Genomic DNA, 18,368 nt, shown 5'->3' with positions numbered 1-18,368 from the left:
TCAATGTCTTTTCAGGCTTTTATCCTCAATTTTGAATTGAATTTTAAAACCTGAAAATTATGAGCTCAATGCCCAAAATTATTGGTGATTTTATAGAAATGACTTTTACAAACAAAATTTCTAAAGTAAATGTTACGACAATAGAAACACCAAGTCCAAATATCAAAATAATCAATTTTAAAGGAAATTTTCCGCATATTAAATTTAAACTCGGACAAGCAGTTGTTATACGAATTGACGACACCAATTACCGAAATTACACTCCCAGTAAATGGGACAGCGAAAACGGAACATTTGAAATCATTTTTCATATTCACCATAACGGACCAGGAAGTGCCTTTATCAATAATCTAAAGCCCAGCGACCAGATTACCGTTGGGATGCCAAGAGGATTTAAGATTTTTAATAATGAAGCCCAATATCATTTCTTTTTTGGAGATGAAACCTGCATCAGCGTTTTTAAGAGCATGAAAGACGAAATTAACCGAACCGAAAATAACTATTTAGGGATTCTGGAATTAGACGAACTTTCGGCAGATATTCCTAAAAAGCTTGGACTCATTGTAGATATTGTTCCAAAATCAGTCAATAAAGCAGAATGGGCAATAAAATCACTTCATAATCTGGATACCGAAATCTGGGAATTGTGGAAAAAAGGCTATTTCTATTTAATGGGAAATGCAAAATCAATTCAGGCCTTTCGAAAAGCACTGCGGGAAAAAGGTGTTTCTAATAAAAATATTCACACCCAGCCTTATTGGGCAGAAGGCAAAGTCGGACTTTGATTTATAAAAAATAAAAAGCGATCTATTAGGATCGCTTTTTTGTTGAAGTTATTTGATTTGATAATGATAATTCAGGAATGATAAACCCAACATGCTCCAAAAACTACTCCATTTGAATTTACCCCATTCCCAAACCTCATTTTATATATGTACGATAAAAGCTATAATACGGATTTGAGAATAATGTTAAAGTTTTACAAATTTTCCTAAAGAGATAAAAATGATTCGAAACCCAAAAAGAAAACCGCCGGTAAAAAGAAAAAAATCTTAGTACCTTAGCATCTCAGCATCTTAGAAACTTAGAAACTTAGAAACAATGACCATTCAACAGTTAAAATATATTGTAGCTTTAGATGAAGAGCGCCATTTTGCAAGGGCAGCAGAAGTCTGTATGGTAACGCAGCCAGGATTAACAATTCAGTTAAAAAATCTTGAAGAAGAAATAGGAATTAAGATTTTCGATCGAAACAAAGTGCCTTTAACACCTACAATTCTCGGTACAGAAATTATCAACAAAGCCCGAAAAATTCTTCGTGAAGCTGATGAAATCAGGGATTTTGTGGTAAATGAAAAAAATCTTCTTGAAGGAGAATTAAAACTGGGTATTATTTCGACTTTATCTCCGTATCTCATTCCGTTGTTTATAAATGCAATGAAAAAAGCTGCGCCAAAAGTACATTTCATCATTAAAGAAGGATATACGGGACATTTAATGAGAGATTTAGAAATAGGTGCAATTGATGCAGCTATTATGGCTACACCAACAGGAAATCCCAATTTGATCGAACATGTTATTTTTAAAGAACCTTTTGTAGCTTATTTGAATGAATCGCACCCAATGGCAAAAGAAGATTTTTATGAGCTTCAGCCGGGAGACAAAACCGAACTGCTGCTGCTGCATCATGAATATTGTTACAACGCACAGCTTCTGGATATCTGCGGATTAAAATCATCAGATAAAATCAAAGAACAATTTACATATGATATCAATTCAATAGAAACCCTAAAAAACCTCGTTCGCGCGCATTTAGGATTTGCGATTATACCGCAGCTTTCTATTTTAAACGAAGCAAAATCGGAGCTTTTTAAACCTTTTAAAGAGCCTATTCCAGTAAGAGAAATAAGTTTAGTAGTTTCAGATTCTTTTTCGAAGAAACTCTTGCTCGAAAAAATGAACGAAGCCATCTGGAACTGTCTTCCGGAATCACTCAAAAAAGACTTTGCCTACAGGAAAATCCGCTGGAACGATTCGCCGTATTTTGTAAAAGCGATTAGTAAAGTTTCTTAAAAATAAACGCTTGTTACAATTAGACCTCAGTCTTTAACATACAAAACATAGTGTTTCTTTGTAGATAAAGGCGTTTCACTTGTTTTAAAACACACATACCTATGTGCATTTATACAAGTGAAACGCCTTTTTAAGTGTAAAGAGCTATGTTTCTATGTGTTTAAATATTCAGCTCAAAGTAATTACTGTTTTTTAGATGCAGTAATAATGACATCAGCAACTTTTGCCGGCTGAGAAATAAAAACTACGTGGCTTCCTTTTATTTCAGTGATTTTGGTATTAGAACGTTTGTACATTGCAAACTGAATACTCGGAACAATACTTTTATCTTCAGTTGCTACAATTCCATATGAAGGTTTAGTTCTCCATGCCGCTTTAGTAATTGGTGTTCCAAAGCCCTGTGCATGAAAAGCACCTTGCGAAGCAAACATAAAATCAGCATCTTCTTTGCTTAAATCACCTGCAAAACCAGCGTGAAATTTAGCTTTGTCATAATAAGCAATTCCTTTATCATCTGGAGGCAGTACACCATTTTCAGGGGCAGGAGGCGCAGTTTGTAACCATTGAATTGAGTTTTCACCATTATCAGGCTGTAAAGCCGCTACATAAACCAAAGCAGCCACTTTTGGGTGATTTCCTGCTTCAGTAATTACAGTACCGCCCCATGAATGTCCAACTAAAATTGTTGGTCCGTCTTGTTTGTCAAGAGCTAAATTTGTTGCTTTAACATCATCTTCTAAAGAACTTAACGGATTTTGAACGATCGTTACATTATATCCTTTTTTAGTTAAAATCTGGTACAAACCTTTCCATCCTGAACCGTCTGCGAAAGCACCGTGTACCAATACTACGTTTTTAATTTGTGGAGCAGTCTGCGCGTTTACATTTGCTGTTGCAAATACCAGACTAAAAATTATTGTTGCAAATGCTAAATAGCTTTTAATTGTTTTCATTTTTAAAATTTTAGATTGTTGATTTAGATTGTTGTGTTGTTTTATTTGAAATTAGTTCAACGTTACCGCCAAAGTAATTTCAGTGTTCAATAATTTCGAAATTGGACAAATTTCTTTTGCTTTTTGAGCAGTTTTTTGAAAATCTTCTTCAGAGATTCCGGGAACTTTTCCAGTTAATTCTAATTGAATTAAAGTAATGGTTCCATCTTCAAAAGTTACTTTAGCTGTTGTGTCTAAATCCTCTGGTACAAATCCTGCTTCAGATAATAAAAAGCTTAACTGCATTGTAAAACATCCAGAATGTGCTGCTGCGATTAACTCTTCAGGGTTTGTTCCAACACCTTGTTCGAAACGGGTTTTAAAAGATAATTGTGCATTATCTAAAGTTGTGCTTTGAGTACTAATGGTTCCTTTTCCTTCCATTCCAGTACCTTTCCAGTTTGCGTTTGCTCTTCTTGTAAATTTCATGATTTCTATTTTTTAAAGTTATTTTTTAAGATGATCAAATCATTTCTTTGATTTTGATGAGACAAATTTATGGCGACGCTGCTTATTAATCAAATTAATAATTTTTGTTACTTATAAAAATAATTTATAATCATAGGTTTTGCAGGGCTTGACCAAAACTCTGGGTTTTAATTTTTTTTCTGATAAATTTTAAATCTAAGGTGAAAGGATGATTATTTACTCCTTTTTGGTTTCAAGTTAGAATTTGAAACCAACTAAATGCATTAATAATAGTTTTATAGGTGCTATGGATTTAATTTTATTCAAAACAATTTTAAAGGAATACCCCAGGCAATAAATTTTTAATGAATAATCTAACTTTTAAATTTATGAAAAAAGCTTTTCTAATACTTGTAGTTTGTTTGAGTTCAGTTTTGTTCTCCTGCAAAAAAGATAAAACTACAGATCAGCCAAATACAGACAATGTAAAGTCAGATACTGCTGACACTACATTAATTGCAGATAAAGGCTGGCCTCGTGAAGCAGAAAATAACGGTACAAAGCTCGTTTATTATCAGCCTCAGGTCGATGACTGGAAAGATTATAAAGAAATTACAGCCCGTGTTGCTTTTTCTTTAACCCCAAAAGACGGCAAACAGGTTTTGGGCGTAGCTTCTTTACAAGCTGAAACACTGGTAGATAAAGACAACCGAAGTGCTTTTATTAAAAATCTTCAGGTAACCGATGTCAGATTTCCCGCTCTGGACAAAAAGAAAGTTCCCGAAATGGAAAAACTCTTTAAAGAAACACTGCCTGTAAGCGGCGATCCTATTTCGGTAGATCGTATTCTGGCAGATTTAAGCGAAACCAAAAGTCCAGCGAAAGGAATTACAGCTAAAAATGATCCTCCGGCAATTTTTTACAGCACAAATCCGGCAGTTTTGTTGATCGTGCAGGGAGAACCCGTTTTAGTGCCTGTAGAAAAAACAGATATACAATATGTAGTAAATACAAACTGGGATTTGTTTTTTGATAAGACTTCTAAAGATTATTATCTGTTAGCAGAAAATGTCTGGCTGACTTCAAAAAAATTAGAAGGTAAATGGGTTAAAACCGCCAAACTGCCTGCCGGTCTCATTAATCTGCCAGCCGGGCAAAATTTTGATGATGTCAAAAAAATGATTCCGCCACCTTCAACCGGAACAGCACCAGAAGTTTTCTACAGCAATAAACCTGCTGAATTAATTGCCGTAAACGGAAATCCAAAATTTATTAAAATAGACGGAACCAAATTGATGTACATAGACAACACGGAAAATGATGTTTTTGCCGACGAAGCCAATGGACAGTATTATGTATTATTATCAGGAAGATGGTTTAGTTCTAAAGAATTAACCGGACCGTGGAAATATGCAGGAAACAGCCTTCCTGCCGATTTTGCCAAAATTCCTAAAAATTCTCCGCGTGCTAATGTATTGTCGTCTGTTCCCGGAACACAAGAAGCCAAAGATGCCGTAATGCTATCGCAGGTCCCTGCAACGGCCATTTTAAAGAAATCTGATGCCGAAGCCAAAGTAAAAGTAAGCTACGACGGAGCGCCTCAGTTTAAACCAATTGAAGGAACAAAAATGCAATATGCAAGCAACACCCAGGAGAAAATTATAAAAGTAGGCGATTTGTACTATTTATGTTTTCAGGCCGTTTGGTTTATGTCAACGAGTCCTAACGGACCTTGGAAAACCTGCGATTCTGTTCCAAAAGAAATTTATACCATTCCGCCGAGTTCACCTGTGTATAATGTGACATACGTTACACAAACGACAACCGATACTACAGTAGAAAGCAGTACAACAGCCGGTTATTTTGGCGCTTTTATTATTGGTGCAACAGTAGGCGCAATATTAACGTATGGTACAGGATGGTATTATCCGCCTTATGTGTATTATGGCGGCATGTATCCAATTTATCGTCCGTGGCCGTATGCATATGGAGGAGGAGCAGTTTACAATCCGTGGACGGGTGGTTATGCTGTTGGAAGACGTGTTTACGGACCTTATGGTGTGGCAGGAACTTCGGCTTGGTACAATCCTGCAACAGGAAGATACGGACGCTCTGCAAGTGTTCAGGGATGGTATGGCGGTAGAACTGCAGCGAGTACGTACAATCCGTGGACGGGAAATTATGCCAGAACCAATCAGGGACATAATGCGTATGCACAATGGGGACATTCTGCTGCCACAAATGGCAATCAATGGGCACAGACAGGACATATTACAACCAGACGCGGTACAGCAATTGGCTATGAAACTTCTGGCGGAAATAAAGGCGTAATTACACATCGAAGAGGCGGAGGAACGACAATTCATACCAACAATAATGTATATGCAGGTCACGACGGACATGTGTATAAAAGAGATGCTAACGGAAACTGGAGCCATTATAACAATGGAAACGGCGGCTGGACACAAGCGGGAACTTTAGGTTCATCGAAAAAATCCGGTGAAGCCATTCAGCGTAATAAACCGAATCAGGGATTGGGTGCAAATGGAGCAGGAGAGAGGATTCAGCGTGATAACTTGCCGAAACCAGAACAAAACCTAGGAGGCGAAACCCGATTAGGCGACAGAACCCAGCGCGATAATTTCCCTAAAGCTGATCAAACCCTCGGACAACCGAATAAACCTCTTGGCGAAGCCGGACATCCAGACATTACAAACGACTTAAATCGATCAGCATTATCCAGAGACCGTGGAGAATCACAAACCCGAAATTTCCAAAACTTCCAGCATCAAGGTGGTTTAGGCGGTGGAGGTTTTAGAGGCGGTGGCTTTAGAGGAAGAAGATAAATAAAAGTAAAAGGTTGATTATTTTTTAAATTCCAATTTTTAAATTCCAAATTCCAATCGCTCGTATTGAATTTAGGATTTGAGAGTTGGAATTTATTTTTTGAGATTCAGATTTTTGGAATTTGGATTTTTAGTTATTGGAATTTAAAATTTAAGCACAATCTTGTCATTTCGAGGAACGAGAAATCTTCGCAAGAAACTCTACAAAGATTGGTGACATTTATTAAAATCTCAATTTTAAAATCCCAAATCCCAACTCATTTTTGTCATTTCGAGGAACCAGAAATCTTCGTTAGAAACTCCACAAAGATTATGAAAACCTGAAACCTGAAACTCTGAAACAAAACAAATTTCCTATATTTAACATTCAAAAAATCAGACAAATGAACTATAACAAACTTTTACTTTGTCTTTTATTTACAATGCAGACAGCATTAGGACAAACCAGCCCCGACATTAGTTTAAAACAATTAAGCAAACAGCATCAGTATGCTAAAATGGATAGTTTGAACAATAAGGAAAAAGGCAAAGATTATTATTTCTATAAAGGCTTATATGCCAATGTCTGCAATAAACCCAAGTTGTCAAACCTGTATTTAGACAGTTTGAAAAACAACGAACTCACCAATACTTACGAATTTGCGAAGCTGAAAAATGATAACTATATCAAACTCTTTAATTACAATTTAGCATATACGGCTTCTAAAGTTTTAACTCTTAAATTTCAAAAACAGTATACCGAAGACGAACTTCAGGACGAATTAAACACACAGCGAATCTGGCAGACTTTACGCAATACGCGCTCGCAGACAATTGATGAATTTTCTACAATTTCAGTTGCTGCGGTAAAAGACAAAGCAGGTTTAATTACAACCGAAGTCAAAGCAAATGATACACTTTCCAGTTTTGTTTTTGATACCGGAGCAGGAATCAGCTGTATTGCCGAAAGTATAGCGAAGAAAATGGGAGTTAAAATTTTGCCGGATAATAACATTTCTGTGGTAAGTTTTACGGGACAAAAAAACAAAGTTCGTATAGGCGTTGCACCCGAAATTAACTTAGGTGAATTGAAAATTCATAATGCAGTGTTTTTAGTATATACTGATAAGGCTTTTACATTTGCAGACGGCGCTTATGTGATTAACGGAATTATTGGTTTTCCAATAGTAAAAGAGCTAGGAACGATTACAATTGAAAAAGATAAACTTACTTTTTCTAAAGAATTAGAGGCTAATACAACTGAAAAAAACTTATTTGTAGACGAACTCAGGGCAATTGTAATGCTCACCTATAAAGGCAAAACCCTGCCGTTTAATTTTGACAGCGGAGCAAAAGAAAGCCTTTTCAACAAAGCATTTTATGAAACCTTCAAAACCGATCTTGACCGCATGGGTACTTTAGAAAACTCTAAATCCTCCAGCGCTGGCGCAGAAGTAGTTTCTACAGAAGTTTTGGTTTTAAAAGACCAGCAACTCTATCTTGGAAAAAAACTAATTCAACTCCCAAAAATGGAAATTGACCAAAAGAATTATGGCGTTTATGGCGAAGTTAATTTTGGAAATATTGGGCAAGATGTATTGGGACAGTTTGAAAAGGTGGTGATTAGTTTTGATGGTAATTATTTGAGGTTGGAGGATTAGGTTCTTTTGAATTTTTCTTTTGAATTTTTCTTTTGATGGTCTTATTTGGACTTTTAGGAAAATCACAGATTTTTTTCAGCCTAAAAAAAGTTTTGATATTTTTTAATTTCCATTGATAATTTTGATTCCAATATTTTTTGGTTTAGAGTTTTTCCTTTTGAATCTATTTTAAAGCAAAAATTGATATATTCATTTCCAACAGTTGAATATGAAAAGTTGTATGCTTCAAAAATCAAAACTTTAAAATTGCCTTTTTCAATAAGACTTATTTTGTTTGGGATTAAATTGCTAAAATTTGAATTTCTAAAATCTTTAATAATTTGATTATTTATCTTAAATACTGTATTCTGATTAGTGTTTATCGCATTTGTAATTTCATTTCCTATTTTTTGATCTACGCATTTTTGGGTAACTACATTTTCAGTCTTAATAAGAACATCGAAATCAACATTTTTTAGCTTTTCATGTACCTTAAAAATACTTACCGAATCATTGATCGAAATTCTGCAAGGCTCAATCTTCTTTTGAGTTAAAGTATAATTTTCAGCTTTATTTTGGGAATGAATTAAGTTCACAAAAAAGCTGAATAATAATATTAATGTTTTTTTCATAAGTAAACTGTAAATCTTTTTTAGGATTAAATATGTAAACTTTTTTTAGGATGAGACAAGGAATATTGCACGAGCGGGACGCTCGCGCCAGCAAGGGGGAGTGGGAATCTTTTATTTCTTCCCTTTTTTTCTTTAAAAATCGTTTAACAAAACTTTAATATTAGTTCTTCCGACTTTAAGTAAATAATCTATTTGTTCTTGCTTATTCAAGTATTTCACTGAATCAATAATTCTTACTTGTTTTTGTTTTTTATCATTGATTTTTGCCATTATATATTCAGGCATAAAATCATGTACTGAATTACCAAAATTTATATTAAATCTTTTTTTATAATTAGCTTCATAAAGACTATCAATAGTTTTTTTACTTATTTTGATATTATAAGTTGTTTTCAAATTACTCCATTGTTTGTAAATCAAATCAAAGTCTTTATTTTGGATGATGCGTTTAATTGGAACACCTTTAAAATAATAGAAAGTCCGTTTTGTAAGTGGAAAGATTGTTTTTCTATATTTATATTTTAAATAATTAATTTCAGAATCTCTTTCAAAATTATTTGTAATTTCAATCCCATCATTATTAAAAATTAAATTTCTATAAAGATCTGAGCTTCTTGCATAATTTTCGTCATCTATTCTTTCTATATCAATTAATCTAAATCTATTGTTTGAAATTGTTATTTTATACGGTATATAAATCATTAAACTGTCGCCAAAAGGCATTTTTTTACAATCATAATTATATTCTCTATCATTATAAACAGTAATTGAATTCTGAAAATAGGAATAGGCTACATACATAAAAACGAGAGATAACATTGCGATTAAAAACATTTTTCTTTTCATTGGAAACTTTTATTCTTTTTAAACTTTATGTGGAGCAAAATAAATAAACATAAATGTTTTTAAATATTAATAAAAACACTATCTACTATCGTGAAAATTTTCTTAGTAGATTCGTCAGGCATATTATAAGTAATCACAACATAACTTTTATCATTTTGACCCCGATAGCGCGGATTTGCAATCTGTGCCCGTAACACTAAGACACAATACAAATTATCAAGACAGAAGCTACAAAGAATCATACAGCTTTTGTTTTGTATTTAAAATAGAGAACCAAACCGATCTTTGAGGGCACGGATTGCAAATCCACGCTATCGGGTTTGTGTTCGTTCTCCTGTTTTTTTTTGAAGAACCACAACTTATAATAAAGAAAATAGAAACTAAAAGGGAAACTATTTTATTTGCATCGTTTTTAAATTTTTCTTGTTCAGACTGTCCTGCAAATAGGTATTTTTTAAGTCTTTCTAAGCTAACTTTATTATTTTTATCATATACAACCTCTAAGTGGTGAAAAGTATATTTAGATTTTCAATACTTTCTACTATTTATAAGTTCCAGCATCTTTTCTTCTTTCAAGTCTCTTTCAAAATTAAATGAACCTTCAATAAAATAAGAATCAAAACCAAATTCATTTTTAAATTTTGTTGCTTTCAAATCGGGCTGATAAATTAAATTATAATTTGTTTTGAGAGTTTTTGTAAGCCATTTTTTCTTGTAACTTCCATACTTATTGGTTCTGTAATCTTCAACAATTGTGATTGTATCTTGTTTTACGATTCCAACATTACAATCATACCATTCTTTACGAGGAGTTTTCTCGTAACGTGTGTTTTTGATAGTATTATTTTCTAATTTAAAAGCTCCTAAAAAAATCAATTCCAATCTTCTCTTTATTTCTATTTTTCCATTTTCTGGTTCTGTCAAGAACGCACTTCCATTTTTATTTGTTTCTGCTACATATAATTCGCCATTATCTGCATAAACACAGAAAGTAATAACTTTGCTACCACCTTGATATACATATACTTTATTGGTTTTTAGATTCGGATTTTTCATTATTAAATTCTTTGTTTCATCATTTAAAAAATCTGAGTAATATTTAGAATATATAGTATCATTTTTTTCATATTGGATATTACGTGTACTTAAATATTTTTTAAATGCATTTTCTAATTGTAAATCTTTTTTTGAAGAACCACAACTTATAATAAAGAAAAGAGAAACTAAAAGAGAAACTATTTTATTTGTTTTTATCTGCATCGTTTTTAAATTTTTCTTCTAATAAATAAAATTCCTTTAATAATTTTCCTCGTTCAGACTGTCCTGCATTTAGGTAAGTTTCAAGTCTTTCTGGACTAACTTTATTATTTTTATCATACCACCTCTAAGTGGTGAAAAGTTAGTTTAGATTTTAACTGAATTCTAATCGTAATTCATCTTATCAGTTTTATATTTTTGATTTCCTAATTCTCTTCTAGAGCAAAAGAACCTTCAACAAGATAAGATGGATTACGGGTTTTAGTTGCCTCGATTCTAGTTGCTTTTAGGTTAGGCTGATACACCAATTTATAATTTGTTTTATACCTTTTGGCTAGCCATTTCTTTTTATAACTGTATAGTTTTGTGTCATAATTTTCAATTAATCGGAGAGTATCTTTTTGCAATATGCCTATATCGCATTCATTATATTCTTTACCGGATAGTTCTCTTATGTTACGACTTATTTTAATTACTGTATCTGTTAATTCAAAATTACCAAGGAACTCCAATTTTACTGCTCGTTTTAGTTTTACAATACCATTTTCAGGTTTAGTTAAAACTAAAGAATCTGCTTTGTAAATTCGTGCCAAATATTCATTTCCATCATCCGAGAAAATACAAAAAGTGTTTTTTACAGAACCTCCCTGATAGACATAAACTTTATTTGTTTTTAAAAATGGATTTGCGATTAAATCATGCCTCTTGTTCTGCTCTTTGAATTCAAAAAAATCATCATAATAATCAAGATCATTTGCTTTTATTGTATCTATATTTCGTGAAACTAAATAAGAGACATATGCCTTATGATTTTTCTTTCTTTGATCTTTTTTCTCTTTATATGAACTACATCCTATTATAGAGCATAGAATCATTGATGTTATTGTTTTTTTTACCATTTATCTGTTCTTTATTTTTTGTTATCTTCAATTAAGTAAAATTTTTTCAATAATTTTCCTTGTTCAGACTGACCTGCATAAAGATATTTTTTAAGTCTCTCTAAACTAACTTTATTATTGACATCATACACAACATATAAATGATGGAATGTTGGTTTAGACTTTAATTGAATACTTATATCATAATTTATTTTTCCTTTGTATAAGCTGTCTGGAGTGAATAACCTTTGGTTGTATTTTTGCATTTCATTTTCGCAATCTCGTATCTCAAAATTAGAATGGCTATCTAATATTTTTTGAAAATTTGTATTTTTTTCATATTCCTCATAAACTATTTTTTTGGGACATATAGAAGAGTTCCATTCTTTTAAATAAATCCCTTGGAATGAATAATCGTTATCAATGTATTCATTACAACTTATTAGTAAATGAAAAATTAATATTAAACTAAAATACCTCAATGTAATCATAATGTTTTGTATAAATAATTGATAAAATAGTTCATTTTATTTTTCTTCCTAACGATGAAGGAATTTCCAAACTTCTAGAATCATTATTCATTTTATGCCCATTTACCGTGATTGATTTTATTGTGTTAGAAATAAAATATTTACGAGCTAATGTGAAAGTTTTAACAATCGTATCTTTAATATTTTCAATGTTTGTTATCTTGTATTCAAGACTATCATCAATAATGAGTTTTACATCATAATTAATTTTATCATTGTTCTTAAAATTGGGAATAAATTCTCTGAGTTTAGTAGAATTAGGAGTTGTGATTTTATTATTAAATTTATCATATTGAGTATAACATTGAATTTCAAAATCAGTACTCGTTCCAATCAAAGTTTTAAAATTGGAATTTTTATTATATTTTTTAAAAATTATTTTTTTTGGACATATTGAAGAGTTCCATTCCAGAAGATAAATAGAATGAAAAGCATTATTATCATTGTAATATTCATTGTTATTACATCCAATAAATAAAAAACTTATAAATAGTATACAAATAAACTTCAATGTATCCATAACAATTAAATTTAAATGATTTAGCAGGAAGGTTATTATCTTTTTTTCTACCCAGTGATGTTTCTAAAGATATTACATGAAAAAATAAAGAAAAGAAAAACACAATATTTAAGACATTTCAACATAACCTTAATATTTATTTTTATCTTTTTTTATAACTTTTCCCAGATTTGTTGGAATAAAAATATTAAGAGGGGTATTTGAATTATCTAATTTATAACCATTTACAACTAATGATCTAATATTATTCATTATTGTTAAATCCCCAGGATGTCCGCCATAGAAAACGGTATCAATTTTATTATCAATAGAGGTTATCTTATACTCAATGCTATCATCAATAACGAGTCTAATATCATAATCAATTTGTCCTGTAAACTTTACACTCGGTATAAAAACTCTTTGATTACTAGATTTATACAAACTATCACAATCTCTAACCTCAAAATTTGAATCAGTTTTTATTTTTTTTAAAAAATTTGATTTTTTTTGATAACGCTCATAGATAACTTTTTTAGGACAGATTGATGAATTCCATTCTTTTAGATGAATTCCATAAAAAGAATCCTTCTTTTTTGTATATGTAATCCTTTTACAGCTAAAAAAAAACAAGAGTAATAATACACTAATAAATTTCAATATATCCATAATAATTACTTTTAAAAGATTCAATATAAATTTTTTCTTTGTTATAAATTAATGTATTAATTGGATCAGCTGGAGCATGAAGTTCGTTTCCTGAGTAATTGGATCATACCCAAGTATAAATACTAAAAAAGACTTTTTTAGCTTGTTCTACTTTAGTTGTAATATTTCCGTGAACATCAAAAAATGTTAATCCCCCTTCATAAACGACCCAATGCGAATTTGATTATATCTATACTGTTTATGATGAAGTTCAATTTTTCGGCATTTTTTAATATTGCATTACGTATCCCAACCTGTTTAAAATAATCCAATTGGCTTACTCATTCTTGTGTTTTTTACCAATTGATTTTTTTATCTAGCAAGAAAAAATACTTTTCTCCTCGAGTCACCTTAAAGCTTATTGAATCTGTAGTTTTATTAAATTGATTAATAATTGACTTATTATCAATTCTAAATTTGTCATAAGTTGTCAATTCAATAACTGAATTCGATTTTAGATCATCTAAAGATTTATTATTAGTATACTTTGCTATTAATTTAGACGCTTCCAATTTGGAAACCAGATAGTTATTTACTTTTACTAAGGCCATAATTTTTTTATTATTTGATAAAGAATTAGATTCTAGTTGATATATTCTTTTTATTTTATTTTCGTTAATATAGAAATCATAATCATAAAAATCTTTATCAAGAATTTTATTATCAATACTAACATTCCAAGTAATGTATTTAACTTTTGATGAATTGATTAGTATTTCAAATTCTATTGGAATACTAATTCGAAAACTATCTTTTACAATCTTATGATCTCGATAATTATCTTCTAAAGTCGCTATTTCTTTACAAGGAATTTGTTTAATACTAATCGGATCACTCTTACAAGAGGATAATATTAAAAATAAAAGAAGACATAAATATTTCATAATGTTATGTATTAGTTTATAAAATAGTTTCGACGTATGTTTTTAATTTTTCAATTTTATTATCCAGTTTCTCATAATAAAACATAGTATAAACTAGATCGATATTCATAATGGTCCATTGATTTTCTTAATTTTATTTGTTTGACTTCTATAGGTTCTTTATTTTTACAAGATGTTAATAATAAGAAATTTAACAGGATAGAAAGCAAGGTTTTCATAGTTTTAATTTACCAATTGATTTGTTTTACTACATAAAAATTCTCTTTTTCACCTCTTACAGCTTTAAAGTGAATAGAGTCTTTTACCTTTTCAAAATCATCAATCAATATTTTGTTTTCCTTTCTAAATTTATCGTATGTTACTAATTTTATTGTATCTCCAAATTTCAAATTATCCAGCGACCGATTCTGGTTATATTTTCTTAATAGTTTTCTAGCATCAGTTTTCGAAATTAAGTGATTTCGTTCTTTAATGATTATACCAATTGGTTTGTCAATTAATGATTTATCAGAATCTAATTGATAAATTGATTTTGTTTTATTTTGCTTTTTATAAACTTGATAGTCTATTACATCATCCCATAAGGTTTTATTATTAATCCTAAAAAGCCAAACAACATAATCAACAGTAGAATTCATTGTAACTTTAAATTCAATTGGAATCGATATTACTACACTGTCTTTTATGGATGGATTTTTTAAATTAGGTAATATTGTAACAACTTCTTTCGAAATTATTTGTTCAACAATAATTGGCTTTTTCTGTTGGCAAGAAAAGAGTGTAAGTATTATTAAAGTATATTTATATATGTATTTCATAATTTCATTCTAATTGTTTATAAAAATTGAATCTATGTATGTTATGTATTCGTCAACGCCTGTTTTTTTTATTTTATAGTAAAAAAGAGTATATGGAAATATCATTTCATTATAATTATTTTTTATCCATTCATTTTCATACATTTTTTTTAAACTCTCAAGACTTTTAATTTTTCCTTTTAATAATTCCTCAAGAATTTCCTGATTTGCTTTTATAAATTTGTAATCTCCATAATTATCTTTATGGAACCATTTAGCTTGTGCCAAATTATAGATGCCGTCAAGCCCATTATCTTTTGCTTCTTCAACAGCATCTGAAACCATTCCATCCCAAACTTTTTCAATAGGTTTGCTTATACTTGGATAAACAATAGCATTTAAAAAGTCAAAAGGCACAAACATTGTTGTGATGGTCTCTACTTTTTTTTCATCCATTGCAAACCTTAAAAGATCTAAGGCTTGTAAGACATAATCTAGTTTTTCTGCATTTTTTAAAACAGCATTACGAACCCCAACTTGTTTAAAATAATCCAATTGACTTATTCCTTTAGTTGTTATAAGTTTTCCTTCTTTTCTATAACCAAAATTAACAGCTTGGGTAATTTCATAAAGTTTACCGCTGTTATCAAATACTGGTTTAGTGTAAAGTCTTCGGCTAAATTCTATTTTTCCCATGTTGTTAACCAGATATCCTTTTTTAAGTTTATTAACTGCTATAGAATATCTCAGTTTGTCACTGTATTTTACCATCTTTTCGCGAACATCTGCAATTGCATTATTTTGAATGTCGTTGAGAATAGTATCCATTATATTTTCTAATTCTTTAGATGGCTCTTTAGTCGCAACGATTCCCGCAGAGAAAACAATAAGCTGACCGTCTGCAGTTCTAATTTCTGGAAAACCATAACCTTCATAAGCTGGTTTTATAAAGAATGTAGTTTTAGAAGGATATACATTAAGTATATCGGCATTTGAAGCCCAGGGTTGACCATTATATTCCCAAGTCCAGTAAAAGTCCAGACAGCCGTTTTTAAAACTTCCAAGATCTGCCACAAGATCATCATACCATTTTGGGTTAAGAAATAATTTAATGGTCATTTTATGAGCTCCGTTTACTTCTCTTACAACAGCATTTCTATAGACTTTTTTACCATCAAATGTATCATCATCAGATAAAAACCAACCTAGTACATCTCCATAATCTTCATCCCAAAGTTTAAATGTTATATTTGTGCCAATTGGTATATCATTGCTGACAGTTAATTGATAGTAAACTGTTTCTCCGAGATTTGACGTAGATTTTGTGGCATCTTTTTCTAAATTTCTCATTCCTTCATAATCTGATGTCCAACAACCAGAGAAAGCAATTTCAGGTTCTTCTCTAATGGGTCTCGGTTCTGGTTCTCCATAGGTATATTCAGGCGCATAATAATTGATAGGCCCGTTTGAGTTTATTTCTATTTCGTTGGCAAATTCTCTCGATACTCCTCTGGTAATATAAGTGGCATTTCCACCAACATATCTGGTTTTGGTCATAACTTTTAATGTTAAATGTTATTGGGTTAATTTTGTCTCGTATCTTCAGAACTATTGTTTTTTATAGTTTTATCAGAATGAAATTCGTGTCCATTTTCACTTTGAGCTGTACTTTTTCCGGCAACAGTATAATTTTTATTTTTTTTGATATCTGAATTTAAATCTCCCACTATATGTTCATCATGATTGCCGCCAACAAAAAACTTACTACTGCCTGTAACATTCGTGTATAAGTTTTGTCCTGTATTTGTGCTTTTATTTAAACCCGCAGTTTCCAAAATATTTACTCCCGCATTTGTTGTAATACTTTCAGAAGCATTTATAATTAAGTTCTTGCAGTTTAGCATTAAGGTTTCAGGAACTGTCAAAGTAGTGCTTTTAGTCTCCTCATTCATGTGCAGTTCATTTCCGCTTGGGTCAGAAAGCCAGATTCCTGATTTTTCAACGAATTTGAGCATTTGCCCAAATTTCATTTTTAAGCCTTTAATTAAATTTTTGGGATCAAAAAAATCTGGTTTTTCCATTGCGTTATAAAAACAGGCAGATACGTATGGGCAGTCGGTATTACTGCCTTCAAAACTTACCTGAACTTCTTCGCCAATTTCGGGTCTGAAATAATTTCCTTTTCCTGAACCTCCGTACGATTGTGCAACACGCATCCATTCGCTTTTAGAAGCATAAGTATACCAATTGTACTGTACTTTTACGCGTCCGAGTTTTTCGGCGTCATTGTTATCAATTACTTTGGCCGACTGACTTTCGGCAGCAGCAAATGCATTTACATTGGTATAATGCGGCGCAGCAACATCGGCAGGAATGGCTTTGAATTCGCAGGTGTAATTTCCGTTTACATCAGAACGGTGTACAATTTCAATTGCCAGTAAATGATGTTCTACCGTTTTGTTTTCTATGGTAAAAGTCTGGCCTAAACCTATAGGCAGGTAGGAGGTACCGCTGTAAAATATGCTGTTGGCATCGTGCCCGGCTGTCTGCATTTTTACCATTTCTTCAATATCTTGTTTGTTTTGGGCATTGTTGGTATAAGCACCGTTTTCTAATCCCGGACGAACAATATATGGTTGTTTAAAATTGGCAATAGAAGCAAACCTGTCCCTGCTTCCTTGTGAAGTTTTTTCGGCACCGTTTTTTAAATTAGACGCAGTAGTATAATTGTAACCGCTGAATGAAGTTTTTTGCGAAACCAAATTGGCTTCGATACTAAAGTTATGAAGCGAGGATTCGTTTATAAGCCTGATGTTGGTATTTTTTATTTTTCCGAACTGCATGCGCATTCCGTCAAAATAAAACCATTGCGCATAACGTTGAGAAAGACGCTTAAGGAAATCAAAATTGGTTTCGTTATACTGGGTTTTAAATTTAAATTCTTTTGTATAAGTAGGAACAATAGATTCGCGCTGATAGAATTCTCCAGAACTTTCTTCGGCAAAAATTTCGAGCCCAATTTGCTGTAGATTTTTTTCAAGGAATATTCGGGATTTTGGCATGTCGTCAAGCGTTATGGTATGACTGATTCCCGAAACCTGAAGTCCGGCCGGGCTTCCGTCTTCGTCAAGAGAACCTAATTTTGTAATTCTTCCTTTAGACATGAGCCTGATGCCATTTACTTTGAAGGTAAAAATTACTTCACTGCCTATATAATTACTAAATGCTTTTTCTTGATCCTGAGGTTCTATAATAGGTTTTCCGGTATACTGCCAAAAGAAAGAAAAATGGTGATGATCTGCCATTTTTTGAGACAGTTGAAGATTGTAATAAATAACATTTTGGGAAAAACCTTCTATCGTAATTTGTACTTGTTCTGAAAAATGTGACATGGTTTGG

17 protein-coding genes are annotated in these 18,368 nt (G+C 31.6%); 4 read left to right on the top strand and 13 right to left on the bottom strand.

The genetic code is table 11. From position 1 onward, the window contains the following. The first annotated feature begins 59 nt into the window (after positions 1-59). Together PQ462_RS13615 and PQ462_RS13610 are read left to right on the top strand one after the other, a co-directional pair. The gene (locus PQ462_RS13615; RefSeq protein WP_274250367.1) at positions 60-785 is read left to right on the top strand and encodes a siderophore-interacting protein; all 726 of its coding nucleotides are present in this window, start codon (positions 60-62) and stop codon (positions 783-785) included. 316 nt (positions 786-1,101) lie between these two features. Then, positions 1,102-2,073, top strand: coding sequence for a hydrogen peroxide-inducible genes activator (locus PQ462_RS13610; RefSeq protein ID WP_274250366.1), 972 nt, complete (start codon positions 1,102-1,104; stop codon positions 2,071-2,073). Positions 2,074-2,255: 182 nt separating this feature from the next. Here the strand turns inward: PQ462_RS13610 and PQ462_RS13605 are convergent, their stop codons facing one another. Together PQ462_RS13605 and PQ462_RS13600 are read right to left on the bottom strand one after the other, a co-directional pair. Next, positions 2,256-3,026: an alpha/beta hydrolase gene (locus PQ462_RS13605; protein ID WP_274250365.1), complete on the bottom strand. Its 771-nt coding sequence runs from the start codon at positions 3,024-3,026 to the stop codon at positions 2,256-2,258. 51 nt (positions 3,027-3,077) lie between these two features. Then, positions 3,078-3,494, bottom strand: coding sequence for an OsmC family protein (locus PQ462_RS13600; RefSeq protein WP_012026002.1), 417 nt, complete (start codon positions 3,492-3,494; stop codon positions 3,078-3,080). 368 nt (positions 3,495-3,862) lie between these two features. Between PQ462_RS13600 and PQ462_RS13595 the strand changes: the two genes are divergently transcribed. Both PQ462_RS13595 and PQ462_RS13590 read left to right on the top strand, forming a co-directional pair. Then, positions 3,863-6,319, top strand: coding sequence for a hypothetical protein (locus PQ462_RS13595; protein ID WP_274250364.1), 2,457 nt, complete (start codon positions 3,863-3,865; stop codon positions 6,317-6,319). A 383-nt stretch (positions 6,320-6,702) separates the two neighbouring features. Beyond that, complete coding sequence (locus PQ462_RS13590) at positions 6,703-7,959, top strand: retropepsin-like aspartic protease (protein ID WP_274250363.1); 1,257 nt, start codon at positions 6,703-6,705, stop codon at positions 7,957-7,959. Positions 7,960-8,039: 80 nt separating this feature from the next. On the opposite strand, the gene PQ462_RS13585 is transcribed toward PQ462_RS13590, so the two are convergent. The 11 genes from PQ462_RS13585 to PQ462_RS13535 all read right to left on the bottom strand — a co-directional run bounded on the left by PQ462_RS13585 (position 8,040) and on the right by PQ462_RS13535 (position 18,361). Continuing rightward, positions 8,040-8,570 (bottom strand): hypothetical protein, encoded by a 531-nt coding sequence (locus PQ462_RS13585; RefSeq protein WP_274250362.1) that lies wholly within the window; start codon positions 8,568-8,570, stop codon positions 8,040-8,042. 132 nt (positions 8,571-8,702) lie between these two features. Then, positions 8,703-9,416 carry a hypothetical protein gene (locus PQ462_RS13580; protein ID WP_274250361.1) on the bottom strand — a complete coding sequence of 238 codons (714 nt, stop codon included), beginning with the start codon at positions 9,414-9,416 and terminating at the stop codon, positions 8,703-8,705. Positions 9,417-9,944: 528 nt separating this feature from the next. Next, positions 9,945-10,676 (bottom strand): hypothetical protein, encoded by a 732-nt coding sequence (locus PQ462_RS13575; protein WP_274250360.1) that lies wholly within the window; start codon positions 10,674-10,676, stop codon positions 9,945-9,947. Positions 10,677-10,879: 203 nt separating this feature from the next. Next, a complete protein-coding gene (locus PQ462_RS13570; protein ID WP_274250359.1) occupies positions 10,880-11,572 on the bottom strand; it encodes a hypothetical protein in 693 nt (230 codons plus the stop codon). An 11-nt stretch (positions 11,573-11,583) separates the two neighbouring features. Continuing rightward, complete coding sequence (locus tag PQ462_RS13565) at positions 11,584-12,042, bottom strand: hypothetical protein (protein ID WP_274250358.1); 459 nt, start codon at positions 12,040-12,042, stop codon at positions 11,584-11,586. A 31-nt stretch (positions 12,043-12,073) separates the two neighbouring features. Further along, complete coding sequence (locus tag PQ462_RS13560) at positions 12,074-12,601, bottom strand: hypothetical protein (protein ID WP_274250357.1); 528 nt, start codon at positions 12,599-12,601, stop codon at positions 12,074-12,076. 129 nt (positions 12,602-12,730) lie between these two features. Continuing rightward, positions 12,731-13,249, bottom strand: coding sequence for a hypothetical protein (locus PQ462_RS13555; protein WP_274250356.1), 519 nt, complete (start codon positions 13,247-13,249; stop codon positions 12,731-12,733). A gap of 335 nt (positions 13,250-13,584) precedes the next feature. Further along, positions 13,585-14,172: a hypothetical protein gene (locus PQ462_RS13550; RefSeq protein WP_274250355.1), complete on the bottom strand. Its 588-nt coding sequence runs from the start codon at positions 14,170-14,172 to the stop codon at positions 13,585-13,587. Between the two features lie 227 nt (positions 14,173-14,399). Then, entirely contained in the window at positions 14,400-14,990 is a 591-nt protein-coding gene (locus PQ462_RS13545; RefSeq protein ID WP_274250354.1) for a hypothetical protein, read from the bottom strand. A 9-nt stretch (positions 14,991-14,999) separates the two neighbouring features. After that, positions 15,000-16,526 carry a hypothetical protein gene (locus PQ462_RS13540; protein ID WP_274250353.1) on the bottom strand — a complete coding sequence of 509 codons (1,527 nt, stop codon included), beginning with the start codon at positions 16,524-16,526 and terminating at the stop codon, positions 15,000-15,002. Positions 16,527-16,552: 26 nt separating this feature from the next. Continuing rightward, positions 16,553-18,361 carry a type VI secretion system Vgr family protein gene (locus PQ462_RS13535; RefSeq protein ID WP_274250352.1) on the bottom strand — a complete coding sequence of 603 codons (1,809 nt, stop codon included), beginning with the start codon at positions 18,359-18,361 and terminating at the stop codon, positions 16,553-16,555. Between the last annotated feature and the right edge of the window lie 7 nt (positions 18,362-18,368).

This window comes from Flavobacterium sp. KACC 22758 (assembly GCF_028736135.1).
GTDB lineage: Bacteria > Bacteroidota > Bacteroidia > Flavobacteriales > Flavobacteriaceae > Flavobacterium > Flavobacterium johnsoniae.
Note: the sequence above shows the minus strand (reverse complement) of the source record. Positions and strands in the feature narration are given on the sequence as shown.

Coding starts and splice junctions, on each gene's coding strand:
- PQ462_RS13615 (WP_274250367.1), top strand. CDS start 60: ATGAGCTCAATGCCCAAAATTATTGGTGATTTTATAGAAATGACTTTT.
- PQ462_RS13610 (WP_274250366.1), top strand. CDS start 1,102: ATGACCATTCAACAGTTAAAATATATTGTAGCTTTAGATGAAGAGCGC.
- PQ462_RS13605 (WP_274250365.1), bottom strand. CDS start 3,026: ATGAAAACAATTAAAAGCTATTTAGCATTTGCAACAATAATTTTTAGT.
- PQ462_RS13600 (WP_012026002.1), bottom strand. CDS start 3,494: ATGAAATTTACAAGAAGAGCAAACGCAAACTGGAAAGGTACTGGAATG.
- PQ462_RS13595 (WP_274250364.1), top strand. CDS start 3,863: ATGAAAAAAGCTTTTCTAATACTTGTAGTTTGTTTGAGTTCAGTTTTG.
- PQ462_RS13590 (WP_274250363.1), top strand. CDS start 6,703: ATGAACTATAACAAACTTTTACTTTGTCTTTTATTTACAATGCAGACA.
- PQ462_RS13585 (WP_274250362.1), bottom strand. CDS start 8,570: ATGAAAAAAACATTAATATTATTATTCAGCTTTTTTGTGAACTTAATT.
- PQ462_RS13580 (WP_274250361.1), bottom strand. CDS start 9,416: ATGAAAAGAAAAATGTTTTTAATCGCAATGTTATCTCTCGTTTTTATG.
- PQ462_RS13575 (WP_274250360.1), bottom strand. CDS start 10,676: ATGCAGATAAAAACAAATAAAATAGTTTCTCTTTTAGTTTCTCTTTTC.
- PQ462_RS13570 (WP_274250359.1), bottom strand. CDS start 11,572: ATGGTAAAAAAAACAATAACATCAATGATTCTATGCTCTATAATAGGA.
- PQ462_RS13565 (WP_274250358.1), bottom strand. CDS start 12,042: ATGATTACATTGAGGTATTTTAGTTTAATATTAATTTTTCATTTACTA.
- PQ462_RS13560 (WP_274250357.1), bottom strand. CDS start 12,601: ATGGATACATTGAAGTTTATTTGTATACTATTTATAAGTTTTTTATTT.
- PQ462_RS13555 (WP_274250356.1), bottom strand. CDS start 13,249: ATGGATATATTGAAATTTATTAGTGTATTATTACTCTTGTTTTTTTTT.
- PQ462_RS13550 (WP_274250355.1), bottom strand. CDS start 14,172: ATGAAATATTTATGTCTTCTTTTATTTTTAATATTATCCTCTTGTAAG.
- PQ462_RS13545 (WP_274250354.1), bottom strand. CDS start 14,990: ATGAAATACATATATAAATATACTTTAATAATACTTACACTCTTTTCT.
- PQ462_RS13540 (WP_274250353.1), bottom strand. CDS start 16,526: ATGACCAAAACCAGATATGTTGGTGGAAATGCCACTTATATTACCAGA.
- PQ462_RS13535 (WP_274250352.1), bottom strand. CDS start 18,361: ATGTCACATTTTTCAGAACAAGTACAAATTACGATAGAAGGTTTTTCC.